The sequence below is a fragment of the Burkholderia dolosa genome, assembly GCF_902499135.1.
GTDB lineage: Bacteria > Pseudomonadota > Gammaproteobacteria > Burkholderiales > Burkholderiaceae > Burkholderia > Burkholderia dolosa.
Map to the genome: position 1 here is coordinate 40,950 of NZ_CABVPR010000019.1, position 17,823 is coordinate 58,772.

Sequence of the window (17,823 nt, forward strand, 5' to 3'; positions counted from 1 at the left end):
ACCTCCCAGTTCGCCCCACATGATGAATACCGCCTACCGCAAACCCCTGCCCGGCACGTCGCTGGACTACTTCGACGCGCGCGCCGCGGTCGACGCGATCGCGCCCGGCGCATACGACACGCTGCCGTACACGTCGCGCGTGCTCGCCGAGAACCTCGTGCGCCGCTGCGATCCGGCGATCCTCGCCGATTCGCTGAAACAGCTCGTCGAGCGCAAGCGCGAGCGCGACTTCCCGTGGTTTCCCGCGCGCGTGGTGTGCCACGACATCCTCGGCCAGACCGCGCTCGTCGATCTCGCCGGGCTGCGCGATGCGATCGCCGAACGCGGCGGCGACCCGGCGAAGGTGAATCCGGTCGTGCCCGTGCAGCTGATCGTCGATCACTCGCTCGCCGTCGAATGCGGCGGCTTCGACCCGGACGCGTTCGCGAAGAACCGCGCGATCGAGGATCGCCGCAACGAGGACCGCTTTCACTTCATCGAGTGGACGAAGAAGGCGTTCGAGAACGTCGACGTGATTCCGCCGGGCAACGGCATCATGCATCAGATCAATCTGGAAAAGATGTCGCCGGTGGTCCAGGTGCAGGACGGCGTCGCGTATCCGGACACCTGCGTCGGCACCGACAGCCATACGCCGCACGTCGATGCGCTCGGCGTGATCGCGATCGGCGTCGGCGGCCTCGAAGCCGAGAACGTGATGCTCGGCCGCGCGTCGTGGATGCGGCTGCCCGACATCGTCGGCGTCGAGCTGACCGGCAAGCGCCAGCCCGGCATCACGGCGACCGACATCGTGCTCGCGCTGACCGAATTCCTGCGCAAGGAAAAGGTGGTCGGCGCGTATCTGGAGTTCCGCGGGGAAGGCGCGGCGAGCCTCACGCTCGGCGACCGCGCGACGATTTCGAACATGGCGCCCGAATACGGCGCGACGGCCGCGATGTTCTTCATCGACGGCCAGACGATCGACTATCTGCGGCTGACGGGCCGCAGCGACGAGCAGGTGAAGCTCGTCGAAACCTACGCGAAGCAGGCCGGCCTGTGGGCCGACACGCTGCAGCACGCGCAGTACGAGCGCACGCTGACGTTCGACCTGTCGAGCGTCGTGCGCAACATGGCCGGTCCGTCGAATCCGCACAAGCGGCTGCCGACGTCCGATCTCGCCGCGCGCGGAATCGCCGGCCGATGGGACGAGAAGCCGGGCGAGATGCCCGACGGCGCGGTGATCATCGCCGCGATCACGAGCTGCACGAACACCAGCAACCCGCGCAACGTGATCGCCGCGGGCCTGCTCGCGCGCAACGCGAACGCGCGCGGCCTCGTGCGCAAGGCGTGGGTGAAGAGCTCGCTCGCACCCGGCTCGCGCGCGGTCGAGCTGTATCTGAAGGAAGCGAACCTGCTGCCCGAGCTCGAGAAGCTCGGCTTCGGGATCGTCGCGTTCGCATGCACGACGTGCAACGGGATGTCGGGCGCGCTCGATCCGAAGATCCAGCAGGAAATCGTCGAGCGCGACCTGTATGCGACCGCCGTGCTGTCGGGCAACCGCAACTTCGACGGCCGCATTCATCCGTATGCGAAGCAGGCGTTTCTCGCGTCGCCGCCGCTCGTCGTCGCGTATGCGATCGCCGGCACGATCCGCTTCGACATCGAGCGGGACGTGCTCGGCCACGACCGCGACGGCAAGCCGGTCACGCTGAAGGACATCTGGCCGAGCGACGACGAGATCGATGCGATCGTCGCGTCGAGCGTGAAGCCCGAACAGTTCCGCGCCGTGTACGAGCCGATGTTCGCGCGCACCGCCGACGCCGGCGAGCGCGCGGCGCCGCTGTACGACTGGCGGCCGCAGAGCACGTACATCCGCCGCCCGCCGTACTGGGAAGGCGCGCTGGCCGGCGAGCGCACACTGAAGGGCATGCGCCCGCTCGCGGTGCTCGGCGACAACATCACGACCGACCATCTGTCGCCGTCGAACGCGATCCTCCCGGACAGCGCGGCCGGCGAATACCTCGCGAAGATGGGCCTGCCGGAAGAGGACTTCAACTCGTACGCGACGCACCGCGGCGATCATCTGACCGCGCAGCGCGCGACGTTCGCGAACCCGACGCTCGTCAACGAGATGGCGGTGGTCGACGGCGCGGTGAAGAAGGGCTCGCTCGCGCGCGTCGAACCGGACGGCAAGGTGATGCGGATGTGGGAGGCGATCGAGACGTACATGAATCGCAAGCAGCCGCTGATCGTGATCGCCGGCGCCGACTACGGACAGGGCTCGTCGCGCGACTGGGCCGCGAAGGGCGTGCGGCTCGCGGGCGTCGAGGCGATCGTCGCCGAAGGGTTCGAGCGCATCCATCGGACGAACCTGATCGGCATGGGCGTGCTGCCGCTCGAGTTCAAGCCGGGCACGAACCGGACGACGCTCGGCATCGACGGCACCGAAACCTTCGACGTGATCGGCGCGCGCACGCCGCGCGCGGACCTGACGCTCATGATTCATCGCCGCAGCGGCGAGCGCGTCGACGTGCCGGTCACGTGCCGGCTCGACACGGCCGAAGAAGTGTCGATCTACGAAGCGGGCGGCGTGCTGCAGCGCTTCGCGCAGGATTTTCTCGAATCGTCGCAGGCGGCCGCCTGAGCGCGTCACACAGGGACAACGCAAACATGGCTCACATTCCGCAAATCAGGATTCCCGCGACGTACATGCGCGGCGGCACCAGCAAGGGCGTGTTCTTCCGGCTGCAGGATCTGCCGGACGCCGCGCAGACGCCGGGCGCCGCGCGCGACGCGCTGCTGCTGCGCGTGATCGGCAGCCCCGATCCGTACGGCAAGCAGATCGACGGGATGGGCGGCGCGACGTCGTCGACCAGCAAGACGGTGATCGTGTCGAAGAGCGCGCGACCCGGTCACGACGTCGACTACCTGTTCGGACAGGTCGCGATCGATCGCGCGTTCGTCGACTGGACCGGCAACTGCGGGAATCTGTCGGCGGCGGTCGGTCCGTTCGCGATCGCGGGCGGGCTCGTCGATCCGGTGCGCGTGCCGCGCGACGGCATCGCGACCGTGCGGATCTGGCAGGCGAACATCGGCAAGACGATCGTCGCGCATGTGCCGATCGCGAACGGCGCGGTGCAGGAGACGGGCGACTTCGAACTGGACGGCGTCACGTTCCCGGCCGCCGAAGTGCAGCTCGAATTCATGGATCCGGCGGCCGACGAAGAAGGCGCGGGCGGCGCGATGTTTCCGACCGGCAACCTCGTCGACGACCTCGCGGTGCCCGGCATCGGCACGCTGAAGGCGACGATGATCAACGCGGGCATCCCGACGATCTTCGTCGATGCGGAAGCGATCGGCTACACGGGCACCGAGCTGCAGGACGCGATCAACGGCGATCCGCAGGCGCTCGACAAGTTCGAGACGATCCGCGCGCACGGCGCGCTGCGCATGGGACTGATCGACACGCTCGACGAAATCGCGACGCGCCAGCACACGCCGAAGATCGCGTTCGTCGCGAAGCCGGCCGATTATGTCGCGTCGAGCGGCAAGCGCGTGCACGCCGGCGACGTCGATCTGCTCGTGCGTGCGATGTCGATGGGCAAGCTGCATCACGCGATGATGGGCACGGCGGCGGTCGCGATCGGCACCGCCGCGGCGATTCCCGGCACGCTGGTGAATCTCGCGGCCGGCGGCGGCGAGCGCAACGCGGTGCGCTTCGGGCATCCGTCGGGCACGCTGCGCGTCGGCGCGGAGGCGAAGCTGCAGAACGGCGAGTGGACCGTGACGAAGGCGATCATGAGCCGCAGCGCGCGCGTGCTGATGGAAGGGTGGGTGCGCGTGCCGGGCGACGCGTTCTGAGTTCGGGTCGTCGCAGCCGCGGAGAACCGCATGTCGCTCGATTTGCCGTTGCACGGCGTTCACGTCGTCGAATTCGAAGGGCTCGGCCCCGGCCCGCTCGCCGGCTGGATGCTCGCCGGGATGGGCGCGCGCGTGACGCTGATCGCGCGCCCGCCCGGCCGCACCAGCGCACCGGACGCGCTGCGCGGCCGTGACGGCGATCTGCTGCGCGAGCGCAAGTCGATCGTCGAACTCGACCTGAAGACGCCGGACGGCCGCGACACGGCGCTCGCGCTCGTCGCGCAGGCCGATGCGCTGATCGAAGGGCTGCGGCCCGGCGCGATGGAGCGGCTCGGGCTCGGGCCCGACGCGTGCGCGCGCCGCAATCCGGCGCTCGTGTATGCACGCATGACCGGCTGGGGTCAGCACGGACCGCTTGCGCAGGCCGCCGGCCACGACCTGAACTACGTCGCGCTCACCGGCTTGCTGTCGCTGTCCGGCCCGCGCGACGGCCGGCCCGGCCTGCCGCCGACCGTCGTCGGCGATGCGGGCGGTGCGCTCGGCCTCGCGTTCGGCATCGTCTGCGCGCTGTTCGACGTGCGCGCCGGCGGCGCGGGGCGCGTGGTCGACGGCGCGATCGTCGACATCGTCGCAATGCTCGGCACGCTCGCGTTGTGGGCACGCGCGAACGGTCAGCTCGATGCGGCGCAGCCGAGCGTGTTTCACGACGCGCCGTTCTACGACGTGTATCGCTGCGCGGACGGCGCGTACGTGACGATCGGCGCGCTCGAGCCGCCGTTCTATGCGTTGCTGATCGAACGGCTCGGGCTGACCGACGTCGACCCGGCGTCGCAGTACGACCGCGCGCGCTGGCCGGCGCTGAAGGCGCGGTTCGCGCAGGTGTTCGCGCAGCATCCGTCTGCGCATTGGCGCGCGCTGCTCGAAGGCACGGACGCGTGCTTCGCACCGGTGCTCGGCATCGCGGACGCCGCGCGGCATCCGCACAACGCGGTGCGCGCGGTGTATCGCTTCGACGACAGCGGCAACGTGCGTGCGCGCGTCGCGCCGCGATTCCTGCCGTTGGCGGACGATCCGAACGATGCGGACGACCGGGACTAGGCGCGACGTCCGGCGCGCCGCGCGCCGCGCAGGGCCGCTCGGCACGCTGGCCGCGTCATGGGCTTTCTGCGGGTTCGCGCGGCCGACGCGCCGCTTACGCCGTTTCCTGCGGCGCGCCCGGCGCCTTCCCGTCGCCGACGCGGTTGATCGTCCCTTGCGCGATCGCGACGAGCCGCTCGTGATCGCCGTCGATGACGAACACGTGGCACTGGCACGTCGCCTGATGCCGGCCCGCATACACGAGCTTCGCGCGCGCGACGAGCGTGCCGTTCACCGCGGGCCGCAGGTAATTGATCTTGTATTCGGCCGTGATCACGCGCGGGCCGAGCGCGAGCGCGCCGGCGAACGTCAGCGCGTTGTCCGCGAGATAGCTGATGATGCCGCCGTGCACGAAGCCGTGCTGCTGCCGCAGTTCGTCGCGCACCGGCAGGCACAGCGACACCTCGTTGTCGCCGATGTGCATCAGCTCGGTGCCCAGCAGCATGCTGAACGGTTGCGCGCGCAATGCGCCGCGCGCGTGGTCCGTGATGTCCGTCATCGACTTCCCTCGCAATGCGTGTCCGCTTGCGCTGAACTCTAGGAAGGGGGTTGCCGATAAGCAAGGAAATTCGTCCGCGCCGCGCGCGATCGGCCGGGCGATGTGACGCGATTATCGTGTCGAACGCCGACGTTGCCGGCGTTTGTGCACGATTGCGCGGGAATGCGCGGCAGACGGTGCAGCGGTGGTCGCGCGCGATCTCGCGGCTGCGCGTGCACGTTCGGCGTGCATGGCCGGCCGGCAGCGCGTCGCGTCGCAGCCGATGCGTGCCGGCAGAAGCGTTGCGCGCCGATTCGGGCCGGGCATTCGTCGACGGTCACACTCGCGGCCGCACGTCGCCGGCCGCACGCCCACACTAAAGTCCGCCGAAGAATTGCCGCTAATGCCGGGGCATCGTTCCATCGTCGGTTCTTCAGGAATTCCTCATCCATGTTCGGAAAAATCAAGCTCGCGTCGGGTCTGCTCGGCGTGTTGACCGTGTTCTGCCTGTTTCTGTTCGCGATCGAAGCGCTCGGCTTCTGGGCGTTGACGTCGACGCGCAGCGGCGTCGACGCACTGTCGAACGTCGCGGTCGCGCAGGTCGGCGCGGCAAACCAGGCGACCGAGCGGCTGCTCGACGCGCGCATCAACCTGTCGCGTGCGGGCACGCGGATGGTGCGCGGCGGCCCGAAGCCCGACGACATCATCCGCCATGCGAGCGCTGCGCTCGCCGAAGCGGACAAGGTGTTCGCGGTGCTGACGGCCGCGCAGCCGGTCGACGACACGAACCGCGCGCGCGTCGCGGCGCTCGCGGAGCGCTATCGCGCGCTGCGCGGCGCGCTCGGCGAACTCGTGCAGTTCCTCGACGCGGACAACATCCAGGCGTTCCTCGATCAGCCGACGCAGCGTTTCCAGGACGCGTACATCGCCGAGCTGCATCGCTTCGTCGACTACGGCGGCGCATCGAGCCGCACCGCGCTCGACACGGTCGACGGCGGCATGCTGTGGTTCAAGTGGGTCGGCATCGTGCTGCTGATCGCGATGCTCGCGGCCAGCGCGACGATCTATGCGGCCGCGCGGCGCGCGGTCGTCGCGCCGCTCGACGACGCGGGCCGCCATTTCGAGCGGATCGCGCAGGGCCGGCTCGACGAAGCCGTGCGCGCCGGCGGCGTGTTCGAGATCGACCGGATGCTGCGCGGCCTCGCGGCGATGCAGGCGAGCATCGCGGACACCGTGCGCACGGTGCGCCAGGCATCCGATGCGATCCACCTCGGCGCCGGCGAGATCGCGGGCGGCAACGCGGATCTGTCCGCGCGCACCGGCACGCAGGCCGCGTCGCTCGAGGAAACGGCCGCGAGCATGGAGGAACTGACCGCGACCGTGAAGCAGAACACCGAAAGCGCGCGTGCGGCGAGCGCGCTCGCCGACGCGGCGCTCGAAGCGACGAGCCGCGGCGGCGGCGTGGTCGACAGCGTGATCGACCGGATGCGCGGCATCGCGCAGAGCTCCGGGCGCATCGCAGAGATCATCTCGGTGATCGACGGGATCGCGTTCCAGACCAATATCCTCGCGCTGAACGCAGCCGTCGAAGCCGCGCGCGCCGGCGAGCAGGGGCGCGGCTTCGCGGTGGTGGCCGGCGAAGTACGCTCGCTCGCGCAGCGCAGCGCGCAATCGGCGAAGGAGATCAAGGCGCTGATCGAGGAGTCGGTCGCGCAGATCAACGGCGGCGCGGAGCTCGTCGAGCGGGCGGGCGACGCGATGCGAAACGTGTCCGAGTCGATCACGCGCGTCGCGCAGACGATGTCCGAGATCACTGCGGCGTCGGTCGAGCAGAGCGTCGGGATCGAGCAGGTGAATCAGGCCGTCACGCAGATGGATCAGCTCACGCAGCAGAACGCGGCGCTGGTCGAGGAAGTCGCGGCGGCCGCCGCATCGCTGAACGATCAGACCGCGCACCTGATGCAGGCGGTGTCGGTGTTCGAGCTCGGCGATTCGGCCGGTGGGCGTTCCGCGCGCAGCGAACCTGCGGCGCGGTCGTTCGGCGGCGCCGCTTACGAACCGGCGGGCAGCGCCGCGTAAGCGGTCGCGAGGTGGTACGGCGTCGTCGACGGCATGTCCGCGCGCGACACCTGTCCGTCGGCCGTCTTGCACTCGAACCAGCCGCGCGGATGCAGGAAGCGCGCGGCGAAGCGCGCGATCTGCGTCGCGAGCGGCGCGGACGCCGGCGTGCCGCCGTGCGTCGCCAGCGCGCGCAGATACTCGGTCTGCGCCCAGATCCGCTGCGTGCCGTCGATGCACGCGCCTTGCGCGTCGAGCGCCGCGCAGACGCCGCCCGTCTGCGCATCGACGCCATGCCGCTCCGCGAACGCGAACGCGCGCGCGAGCGCATCGGGCAGCGCCGTTTGCGCGAGCCGCGCGCCCGCTGCATCGACCAGATAGAACCATTCGAACTGATGGCCGGGCTCGAAGCGGTTGTCCGCCGCACCGAGCGGCAGTTCGGCGACGCAGCCGGTCGCCGCATCGACGAACGTGCGCTCGACCGCTTGCGCGGTGCGCGCGAGCGCATCGTCGAACGCGGCGTCGCCGAACGCATCGGCGGCCGCGAGCCACGCTTCGGTCAGATGCATCAGCGGATTCTGCAGCGCGCCGCTGCCGGACGGCGAGAAGTCGGCATGGCGGGCGGCGTCGAGCAGCGCGTCGCCCGGCCGCGGCGCGAAGCGGTCCTGGATCAGCGCGGCCGTCTCTTCGGCGACCGTGCGCGCGTCGTCGTCGCCGGACGCCGCATACCACGCGGCGCACGCGAACACCACGAACGCATGCGTGTAGAGGTCCTTCGTCGTGTCGAGCGGCGCGCCTTGCGCGTCGACGCTGTAGAACCAGCCGCCGCGATGCGGATCGCGAAAGCGGCTGCGCAGCGAGTCGAACAGCGTGGCCGCGTGCGCGGTGTCGCCCGCCTGCGCGAACACGAACAGTTGCCGCGCGCACGCCATTGCGCGATAACGGGTGACCGGCAGCGCAGCGTGCGTGGCCGGATCGACCGCTTCGAACGGCAGCCGCAGTGCATGGTCGAACCCCGAACCGCGCCAGATCGGCAGCACGATGTGTGCAAAATGGTGGCGCAGCTGCGCGGCCTGGACGGAAGCGGAGTCGGAAACGGACATGGCGGGATCGGACGTATGAAGATCGAATCGTGTCGGCGCGGCCCGGATCGGCGCGGCCGGGGCCAAGGATAAAACATTCCGCGCGGCCCGCACCATAAAAAGGAGAGAAATCGGATGCTCGGGAACCTGGAACTCGTGATGCGGCTCATTCTCGCGGCCGCGCTCGGCAGCGTCATCGGCTTCGAGCGCGAGCGGCTGTCGTGGGCGGCCGGGCTGCGCACGCACATGCTCGTGTGCGTCGGCTCGGCGCTGATCATGATCGTGTCGGCATTCGGTTTCGCCGACGTGCTCGGCCGCGATCACGTCGAGCTCGATCCGTCGCGGATGGCCGCGCAGGTCGTGTCGGGAATCGGCTTTCTCGGCGCGGGCTCGATCCTGCTGCGCGGCGAGATCGTGCGCGGGCTGACGACGGCCGCGAGCCTGTGGTCGGTCGCCGCGGTCGGTCTCGCGGTCGGCGGCGGCCTCTACGTCGCGTCGATTGCCGCGACGATCATCATCCTGATCATCCTGGCCGGCATCAAGCCGCTCGAGCGGCGCTACTTCACCGTGCGCCAGCGACGCCAGCTCACGCTGACCGTCGTGAGCGGCGCGCTGACGTTCGATTCGCTGCATGCGGCGCTCGGCCCGCACAGCGCGCGCGTGAAGCAGTTCATCGTGCAGCGTTCCGACGAGACCGGCGAACATGACGAAGTGCGCATCGCGCTCGGCCGCGTGTCCGATCTCGAATACCGCGCGATCTGCGACAAGCTGCGTGCGCTGTCGTGCGTGACGCGATTCGACGAAGGGCACGGCTTGCCCGGCGACGAATAGCCCGAATCGGCGATTCGGCGTGCGACAATGGCCGGTCGCCGATTCCGTTAGACATCCGGCTCCGCGCTCGCGGGCCTTGCAATCCGACTCCATGACCGAATCCGTTTCCACGCGTCGCTCGCCTTCCCGTTCGAACCGTTCTTCGGCCCGCGCGCGCCGGCGCGCGGTCGCTGCCGCCGGCGGCACGCCTGCGACGGCCGCCGTGCGGCCGGCCGGCAACGCGCCGCGCGACGATCGCACGCTCGACCTGTTCGGCGATCCGGTGCTCGAGCCCGACGAGCGTGTGTCGGCTGCGACCGGCGACGACGCATCCGCGCACGCCGCGATGGACGCCGACGTGCCGGACGATGCAGCCGACGGCCGGCAGGCGACGCTCGACGGGTTCGGCGTACCCGAAACCGGCCGCGCGAAAACGGCCGGCGATGTTGAACGCGCGGGCGCGCCGGCTGGCGACGATGAGCGAGCCGGCGCAGACGATCGGCAGGTTGCGGCGGGCGACATGGCTGATTCCGTTGGCTCCGAGGCCGGGTCGACATCGGACGGCGGTGTGTCGGAGCGCGCTGATGCGCGAGGCTCCGACGACGTTTTGTCGACGACAGCCGATACGAACGTGCGTCGTGGCCCGGCGGTGAAACGCGAGCGCATATCGACCGCCGATGACGAGGCGGCAGCCGCGGCCGTCGCAACGGCGACGCACGATGAAGAACGCGCGCCCGGCGGTGCGGTGAAGGCGCGCCGCGCTTCGTCCGGCACGCGGCGCAAGGGAACTGCGGGTGTCGGCCGCGCGTCGGCGCCCGTTGCGTCGGATTCTGCCGCGGCGGAGGCGGAGGCTGAATCGGCGCAAGCGGCTGAGTCCATGCAAGCCGCTCAATCGACGCAAGCCGATCGGCCCGCTCAAGCGGTCCGATCGACCCACGCGGCTGAGTTGGCTCAAACGGCTGAAACAGCTCAAACAGCTCAAACGGCCGGCGCGCCCGAGCGCAGCCTGACGCTCGATACTTCTTCTCCGCTCGCTGAACCGCAGACGACTACTCGCTCGGCTGAACCCGCGCTTGCAGCAAACATCCGCGACGCGGCCCGGCCGGCGGCCGCTTCCGGATCGGCCGTCACGCAGCCTTTGACTTCCGCGTCGTTCATGACGAAACCGTCGGCCGATCGCGTCCGGCCAACTGCGTCGGCGCACGCGGCCGCATCGCCTGCAACCGATCGGGAAACGCAGCTGCGTCCGTTGTCGGACGGGCTCGCGGCGCTGCAGGCGGAGACAGCCCGTCTGACGCTGGCCGCCGATCGCGAAAGGCGCCGCGTGAACCGATTGCTGCTCGCGCTGGCGATCGTCGTGCTTGCCGCGCTGGTCGCGCTGACGATGCAGACGCGGCAGATCGCGCAGTTGAAGCAGGAAGCGCAAACCCGGCAGCAGCGGATGGACCGCCTGGCGGCCGACCTGTCGACGCAGCAGGCGATGCTGATGACGCTGGCGGATCGCCACGAAGCGCTCCTGTCGCAGGTCGACCGGCTGCAGCGCAACGCAAACCGCGACGCGGCGATCGCGACAAAGCGGACACGACGCGCGCACTAGCGCTCCGACCCCGTCTTAACACCGCGACGATACAAGGACGAAGTGCGCCGAAGCCGGATCGTCGGATGCAGACCGGTGCGGCAAACTGATGCGCCCTCTGGCGGGATTCAGGGAAAACCCTTAGAATGGCGATGTTCTAAGGGAAAACCCTAGTCACATCGTCAGGAGTCTCAGATGAGCTTCATTCTTGCGCTGCTTCAAAAGATCGACGACCTGTTCGTCTCCCCGCACCTGCCGCTCGACGCCGAGTACTCGTACGCCGCGCGTCACGCCGAAGCCGAGCGCGTGCGCCGCTCGCACGTCGTGCCGATGTGCCTGTACCGTCGTTGATCCGTTGATCCGTTGATCCGTTGATCCGTTGATCCGTTGATCCGTTGATCCGTTGATCCGGCGCGGCGCCCGCCGCACCTGCTTTTCATTCTTTCCCGCCGCATCGCTTTGCCGTGCGCAGCGATTGCCCGGCCGTCCCGCTAAACTGGAAAGCCCGACTTCCATGACGGCGCCCGGGCCATGCTGCAGATGCGGCCGATGACGGCCGGCGAATTCCACGCGTACCGCGCGCGAGCCATCGAAGGCTACGCGCGCGATCTCGTTTTATCCGGGCAGAACACCGTCGACGACGCAGCCGTCCGCGCCCGCGCCTGCTTCGATACGCTGCTGCCCGACGGCCTGCTCACGCCCGGCCAGACGCTCGTTTCGCTCGTCGATACGGCGAGCGGCGACACGGTCGGCGACCTCTGGTACGCGCTCGTGCCCGAAGGGCCGAACCGCACGCTGTTCATCTACGACCTCGATATCGTTCCGTCGCGGCGTCGCCAGCGCTGGGCCACGCGCGCGCTCGAAGCGCTCGACGCGGAGGCGCGCCGCTACGGCATCACGGAGATCGGGCTGTCGGTGTTCAATCACAACACGGCGGCCCGCGCGCTGTACCGCGCATGCGGTTTCGTGCCGATCACCACGACGCTGATCAAGCCGGTCGTGTCGGGCTAGCGACGAATTCGAACGCCGGCGTTCACGGTTCGACATCGTTCGCGTGACGGGCGGAGGCGGCCGCGGTTCGCGTCAGAGCGGCGATCGAGCGTCGTTTAACGGTTTGAGCATGGCGCGCTCAGGCCCCGACGATAGCCGGGGCCGCTCGGCATTGCCTATGATGCCCGGTCAATGCCGATGCGATCAGATTGTTCAAAACGAGGATCACGAACGATGGAGAACAAGTATGCCGCTGAGCGCGGCAATCCCACCGTACCGGCGTGCGCGCGCGCTTCGATTTCGCTCCGGTTCGATGGCCGTTTTCTCACCATGGCCGGCGATACGAGGAAGACATGTCCTGCGGTTTCCGGCCGTCCGGACGATCGCGGAAACTTCGACTATTCGAGTGCTCGGCAACAGATTCCGAACGCCGGGCCTATACCACCTGGACAATACTGGGTTCGACCGTCGCAGATGTGGACAAATCGCTGGTACAACATCGCTTCGCGTGCAGCGTGGGGGGACCACCGATTGACCATTCACGTGATGCCCGGCACGCGGACCTTCGGTCGTGGCGGATTCTTCATTCATGGCGGCAATCGCGCCGGATCCGCTGGATGCATCGACCTTCAATCGAGAATGGAGGATTTCGTTCGCGATGTCGCCGCAGCGACGAAAGCTGCGCCGGATTGTTACGTTCCATTGACGGTTCGATACTGACATGCGGAAACACCCATTACGCATGTTGATCGGTGCGGCACTCCTCGTTCTGCTTGTGCTCGTTTTCGCGTTCAACGCGATCAACCTGCAGGACGCGTACGGCGACGGACCGCCGTACTACGCACGCACGACCAACATGGACAAATGGACGAACCCGCTGCCGACGCTCGCAATCATCGACGGAGCGACGCTGGTCGCGATCGCCGCGTACTGCGTCTGGATACGTCGACGTCGATGAATCCGCAATACGGAACCTGGCCGCGCGGCTATTTCGCCCGCACACGTGTCAGGCGTCGCCGTGACGATCAACGTTTAACGTAGCCGCAGCTTCCGATCGAACCGCTCAAAAGCGCGGGCCTTTCCATCCAGCGCGCGACCTCCATCACGCCGCCGCTCCCCATCACCGCGCCCGTCCCTTCCATCTCCGCAGCAACAACGCATTCGTCACGACGCTGACGCTCGAAAACGCCATCGCCGCGCCGGCGATCACCGGGTTCAGCCAGCCGAGCGCCGCGAGCGGCACGCCGATCAGGTTGTAGACGAACGCCCAGAACAGGTTCTGCTGGATCTTCCGGTACGTCCGTTTCGAGATGTCGATCGCGTCGGCGACGAGCGCCGGATCGCCGCGCATCAGCGTAATGCCGGCCGTATGCATCGCGACGTCGGTGCCGGTCGCCATCGCGATGCCGACGTCGGCGGCAGCGAGCGCGGGCGCGTCGTTGATCCCGTCGCCGACCATCGCGACGATCCCGCGATGCGTGCGCTTGAGTTCCGCGACCACGCGCGCCTTGTCGTCGGGCAGCACCTGCGCGTGCACTTCGCCGATCCCGAGCGACGCGGCGACGGCCGCCGCACTGCCGCGGTTGTCGCCGGTCACGAGCACGCTCGCGACGCCGCGTGCGGTCAGCGCCGCGATCGCATCGTGCGCGCCGGCCTTCACGGTGTCGCCGAACGCAATCAGCGCGAGCAGCGTGCGCGGCGCGTCGGCGCGCATCAGCCACGAGATCGTGTTGCCCGCGCGCTCGAGTTCCGCCGCGCGCGCGTCGAGCGCGGGCGGCACGACGATGCCCAGCTCGTCGCGCCATCGCGTGCTGCCGAGCGCGAGCCGCTGGCCGTCCACGCTGGCTTCGACGCCGCGTCCGGCCACCGCGCGCGCATCGGTCGCGGCGATCGACGGAGCCGAGCCGCCGCGGGCCGCGACGTCCGCATCGTACGCGGCGACCACCGCGCGCGCGAGCGGGTGATCGCTTTGCCGCTGCACGGCGGCCGCGAGCGCGAGCGCACGATCGCGCGGCACGTCGACCGCTTCGAACGCCGTCACCGACGGTTTGCCTTCGGTCAGCGTGCCGGTCTTGTCGAACGCGATCACGGTCGCGCGCTGCGCGAGCTCGAGCGCCTGGGCGTCCTTGATCAGCACGCCGTGGCGCGCGGCCACGCCGGTGCCGGCCATGATCGCGGCCGGCGTCGCGAGGCCGAGCGCGCACGGACACGCGATGACGAGCACCGCGACCGCGTTGAGGATCGCCGTTTCGGTGCCGGCGCCGGCGATCAGCCAGCCGACCAGTGTCAGCGCCGCGATGCCGAGGATCGCCGGCACGAACACCTCGCTCACGCGATCGACGAGCCGCTGGATCGGCGCCTTCTCGGCCTGCGCGGATTCGACAAGACGGATGATGCGCGCGAGCGTCGTCTCCGCGCCGATCGCCGTGGTTTCGACGACGAGCGCGCCTTCGCCGTTGATCGAACCGGCCGTCACGGCATCGCCGTCGTCCTTCGGCACCGGCAGGCTTTCGCCGGTGATCAGCGACTCGTCGACGTGCGAGCGGCCCGACACGATCCTCCCGTCGACGGGCACGCGCTCGCCCGGGCGAACGGCGACCGTCGTGCCGACGCGCACCTGCGACAGCGGCACGTCGCGCTCGACGCCGTGTTCGACGACGCGCGCGCGGTCGGGACGCAGCGCGTTCAGCGCGCGGATCGCGTCGGTGGTCTGGCGCTTCGCGCGCGCCTCGAGCCATTTGCCGAAGCGCACGAGCGTGACGATGACGGCCGACGCCTCGAAATACAGATGGCCGGGATGCGCGGGATCGCGCAGCAGCATCCACAGGCTCAGCCCGTACGCAGCGGACGTGCCGAGCGCGACGAGCAGATCCATGTTGCCGGTGCGCGCTTTCACCGCATGCCATGCGGCGCGATAAAAGCGCGCGCCGAAGCCGAACTGGACGATCGACGCGAGCGCGAACTGCAGCCAGCCGGGCAGCATCGCATCGATGCCGAACGGCGCGACGAGCATCGGCGCGACGAGCGGCGCGCTCAGCACGGCCGCGCCGATCACGAGATTGCGGTCGCGGAGCGCTTCGCGGCGCTTGCGCGCGTCGGCGTCCTGCGCGGGCGCGGCGGGCTGCGCATCGGCGGCGGCGCGTTCGGGTGCCGCGACGAGCGACGCGCGATAGCCGGCGGTCGTGACGGCGGCGACCAGCGCAGCCGGATCGAGCCGGCCGGCGCCATGCACCGACGCGCGCTCGGTCGCGAGATTGACCGACGCGTGCGCGACGCCCGGCACGGCGGCCAGCGCCTTTTCGACGCGGCCGACGCAGGACGCGCAGGTCATCCCGCCGATTTCGAGTTCGACGTCGGCGGCACCGGTCGACGGAGCGACGTTGCCCGATGGCGCTGCGGGCGCGGCGACCGGCGTCGCGCCGTAGCCGGCCTGCTTCACCGCGTCGACGAGCCGCGACGCGGAAACGTCCGGCGCGGCATCGACGGTGGCGCGCTCAGTCGCGAGATTGACCGATGCGCGCGTGACGCCCGGCACGTTCGCGAGCGCCTTCTCGACGCGCGACACACAGGACGCGCAGGTCATGCCGTCGATGTCGAGTTCGAGCGCGACGGCGGCCGGTGCCGGCGGCGCGGCCGCGCGATCCCGATGCGCTGGCGCAGCCGCTGCGGTCTGCGCGGCCGCTTCGTCGCGCACCGACGCGCGATAGCCGGCTTTGCCGAGCGCATCGGCGAGCTGCGCGGGTTCGACCGTTTCGTGCGCGGTGACGGTCGCCGCGTGCGTGCCGAGATCGACCGTCGCATCGACGACGCCCGGCACCGCGGCGAGCGCTCGCTGGACGCGGCCGGTGCAGCCGTCGCAATGCATGCCGTCGACGGCCAGTTCGATCCTGTGCAGCGTCGCGGACGCAAGTGGTTCAGTCATGTCCGATTCCCCAAAGCGCGGCCGATGCCGCGAACGATTCCAGTATCAACATTGCCATCGTGGGAAGGTCAAGCGACGGCGGCGATGCGACATGAGCACGCGTCGATCTCGTCCGATCGGATAAGCCCCCAATTTTTCGGTGAGCGCCGGCGAAATATTTCGGACGGGAACGTGGCCGGTATCGCTCAGCCCGTTATTCGGCATATTGGGGGATGCCCTTAGGCGCTATGATACCGGCCTGACGTCAGCGTCCGGGCTGGCCGAACGGCCGTCCGGGCGAGCTGAGGTGCGTCGTTTTCGCCGCTCGTGCGGCAAACGGTGCGTTGACTGAAAAGAACGATATTCGGCCAGTAATCGATGATTAAAAACCAGCGAGAATCAATTTTCCTGCGGCGCGCGTGTGCGTCGCTGGCCTTTGCGGCGTTGCTTGCGGGATGCGCGTCGCAGCCGGATGCGATCCAGCGGAAAACCGGCTGGATGCGCACCGAAGTGGCCGATTCCTATATCTATGCGTATCCGCTCGTGCTGATGGACGTCGCGAAGGACGCGGCCACCGGCGGCGACGGCGCGCAGCCGGGCCAGGCGCCGCTGAACACGCTGCGCCATGCGCAGGCGCTGCCGCCGGTCGGCGCGGTGAATCCGCCGTGGCCGGGCGTCGATACGCTCGACTCGGCCGGCTGGCTCGACGTCCGCGCGGAGCCCGTGATCGTCACGCTGCCGGACACGCGCGGCCGCTACTGGGACGCGCGTGCGCTCGACATGTGGACGAACGTGCTGTGGTCGTCGTCGAGCGCGGCCGGACGCGGCGCGCGGGGCGGCGTCCGGTCGCAAACGATTGCCTTCGTCGCGAAGGACTGGCAGGGCACGTTGCCGAAGGGCGCGGTGCGCGTCGACGTGCCGTCGAGCAACGCATGGCTCGAAGTGCGGCTGCAGACGAGCGGCGGCCGCGATCTGACGAACGTGAAGAAGCTGCAGCGCGCGATCCGCGTGGTGCCGCTGTCCGTCTATACGGGCGCGGCGCGCGGTGCGTCGGTCGCGGTCCACGCGGGCAGCGCGCCGTCCGAAGCGGTCGGCGGCGGCACGCCGGCCGAGCAGGTCGCCGCGCTCGATCCGAAGGCGTTCTTCACGCGCTTCGCGCAGGCGCTGCAGGACAATCCGCCGTCCGACGACGACGCGCACGCGCAGCAGTTGCTCGACGACATCGGCGTATCGGCGGGCTACCCGGTAGCGTGGACCGGCGATCGCCTGACCGCCGCGACGGCCGGCGTCGCGGAAGCGCGCGCACGGCTCGCGGAGCCGCCGCCGAATCTGCTGAGCGCGAACGGCTGGAGCTGGATCGGCGACACGGCCGGCAAATACGGGCAGGACTATGCGCTGCGCGCGTATGCGGCGTACACGCAGTTCGGCACCGCGACGCGCGACGACGAGACGCTCGCGGTCGTGCGCGTCGACAGCGACGGCCATCCGCTGAACGGCGCGAACCGCTACGTGCTGCATTTCGCGCCGGGCGCGCTGCCGCCGGTGCGCGCGTTCTGGACGCTGACGCCGTACACGACCGGCGGCGCGCTGCCCGACGTCGGATCGGCGCGCCGCTCGCTCGGCGATCGCGACCGGCTGCGCCGCAATCATGACGGCTCGGTCGACATCGTCGTGTCGGCGTCGCCGGGCGGCGCGCACGCGGCGAACTGGCTGCCGGCGCCGCGCACCGATTTCGCGCTCGCGCTGCGCCTGTACGCACCGAAGCCGCAGGCGACCGACGGCTCGTGGACGCCGCCTGCCGTGGTGCGCAAATGAACGCTGTGCCGCCGCCGTCGTCCGCTCGCCGGGCGCGGCCGCGGCACGCGAACGCCGTACGGTCGATTCCTCAGCCTATACTTTCGGGATAGCGCGCGCGGGTGCGCCGGACGTCCGGCATGCCCCGCATCCCTTCCGA

Annotated in this window: 14 protein-coding genes; 11 read left to right on the forward strand and 3 right to left on the reverse strand. The window is 69.6% G+C overall.

Going from position 1 to position 17,823, the window contains the following annotated elements:
* Positions 1-22 precede the first annotated feature (22 nt).
* Genes acnD through BUB20358_RS11110 form a run of 3 tightly spaced genes read left to right on the forward strand, consistent with a single transcriptional unit; the run spans position 23 to position 4,935 of the window.
* Positions 23-2,620: a Fe/S-dependent 2-methylisocitrate dehydratase AcnD gene (gene acnD / locus BUB20358_RS11100; RefSeq protein ID WP_094190716.1), complete on the forward strand. Its 2,598-nt coding sequence runs from the start codon at positions 23-25 to the stop codon at positions 2,618-2,620.
* Between the two features lie 26 nt (positions 2,621-2,646).
* Positions 2,647-3,837 carry a 2-methylaconitate cis-trans isomerase PrpF gene (prpF, locus tag BUB20358_RS11105; protein WP_035974698.1) on the forward strand — a complete coding sequence of 397 codons (1,191 nt, stop codon included), beginning with the start codon at positions 2,647-2,649 and terminating at the stop codon, positions 3,835-3,837.
* 30 nt (positions 3,838-3,867) lie between these two features.
* Positions 3,868-4,935: a CaiB/BaiF CoA transferase family protein gene (locus BUB20358_RS11110; RefSeq protein WP_006766610.1), complete on the forward strand. Its 1,068-nt coding sequence runs from the start codon at positions 3,868-3,870 to the stop codon at positions 4,933-4,935.
* Positions 4,936-5,029: 94 nt separating this feature from the next.
* Here the strand turns inward: BUB20358_RS11110 and BUB20358_RS11115 are convergent, their stop codons facing one another.
* Positions 5,030-5,473: a PaaI family thioesterase gene (locus tag BUB20358_RS11115; protein WP_006766609.1), complete on the reverse strand. Its 444-nt coding sequence runs from the start codon at positions 5,471-5,473 to the stop codon at positions 5,030-5,032.
* A gap of 429 nt (positions 5,474-5,902) precedes the next feature.
* Here BUB20358_RS11115 and BUB20358_RS11120 point away from each other — a divergent pair, with 429 nt between their 5' ends.
* Positions 5,903-7,531 carry a methyl-accepting chemotaxis protein gene (locus tag BUB20358_RS11120; protein ID WP_035974693.1) on the forward strand — a complete coding sequence of 543 codons (1,629 nt, stop codon included), beginning with the start codon at positions 5,903-5,905 and terminating at the stop codon, positions 7,529-7,531.
* Here the strand turns inward: BUB20358_RS11120 and BUB20358_RS11125 are convergent.
* Positions 7,504-8,613, reverse strand: a complete 1,110-nt coding sequence (locus BUB20358_RS11125) for an AGE family epimerase/isomerase (RefSeq protein ID WP_006766607.1) — start codon at positions 8,611-8,613, stop codon at positions 7,504-7,506. The two genes, BUB20358_RS11120 and BUB20358_RS11125, sit on opposite strands and share 28 nt — an antisense overlap.
* Before the next feature lie 114 nt (positions 8,614-8,727).
* Here BUB20358_RS11125 and BUB20358_RS11130 point away from each other — a divergent pair, with 114 nt between their 5' ends.
* The 6 genes from BUB20358_RS11130 (at position 8,728) to BUB20358_RS11155 (ending at position 12,926) form a co-directional block, all read left to right on the forward strand.
* Positions 8,728-9,423, forward strand: a complete 696-nt coding sequence (locus tag BUB20358_RS11130; protein WP_006766606.1) for an MgtC/SapB family protein — start codon at positions 8,728-8,730, stop codon at positions 9,421-9,423.
* A gap of 1,135 nt (positions 9,424-10,558) precedes the next feature.
* Positions 10,559-10,999 (forward strand): hypothetical protein, encoded by a 441-nt coding sequence (locus BUB20358_RS28345; RefSeq protein WP_081293626.1) that lies wholly within the window; start codon positions 10,559-10,561, stop codon positions 10,997-10,999.
* A gap of 174 nt (positions 11,000-11,173) precedes the next feature.
* A complete protein-coding gene (locus tag BUB20358_RS11140) occupies positions 11,174-11,329 on the forward strand; it encodes a hypothetical protein (protein ID WP_006766605.1) in 156 nt (51 codons plus the stop codon).
* Positions 11,330-11,509: 180 nt separating this feature from the next.
* On the forward strand, positions 11,510-11,989 hold the full coding sequence (locus BUB20358_RS11145; protein WP_006766604.1) for a GNAT family N-acetyltransferase: 480 nt from the start codon (positions 11,510-11,512) through the stop codon (positions 11,987-11,989).
* A 213-nt stretch (positions 11,990-12,202) separates the two neighbouring features.
* Entirely contained in the window at positions 12,203-12,688 is a 486-nt protein-coding gene (locus tag BUB20358_RS11150; protein ID WP_081293625.1) for a tlde1 domain-containing protein, read from the forward strand.
* A gap of 1 nt (position 12,689) precedes the next feature.
* Complete coding sequence (locus BUB20358_RS11155; RefSeq protein WP_006766603.1) at positions 12,690-12,926, forward strand: hypothetical protein; 237 nt, start codon at positions 12,690-12,692, stop codon at positions 12,924-12,926.
* Between the two features lie 162 nt (positions 12,927-13,088).
* Here BUB20358_RS11155 and BUB20358_RS11160 read toward each other — a convergent pair whose 3' ends face one another.
* A complete protein-coding gene (locus BUB20358_RS11160; RefSeq protein WP_081293624.1) occupies positions 13,089-15,890 on the reverse strand; it encodes a heavy metal translocating P-type ATPase in 2,802 nt (933 codons plus the stop codon).
* Between the two features lie 357 nt (positions 15,891-16,247).
* Here BUB20358_RS11160 and BUB20358_RS11165 point away from each other — a divergent pair, with 357 nt between their 5' ends.
* A complete protein-coding gene (locus BUB20358_RS11165) occupies positions 16,248-17,684 on the forward strand; it encodes a DUF1254 domain-containing protein (protein WP_006766601.1) in 1,437 nt (478 codons plus the stop codon).
* The last annotated feature ends 139 nt before the right edge of the window (positions 17,685-17,823 follow it).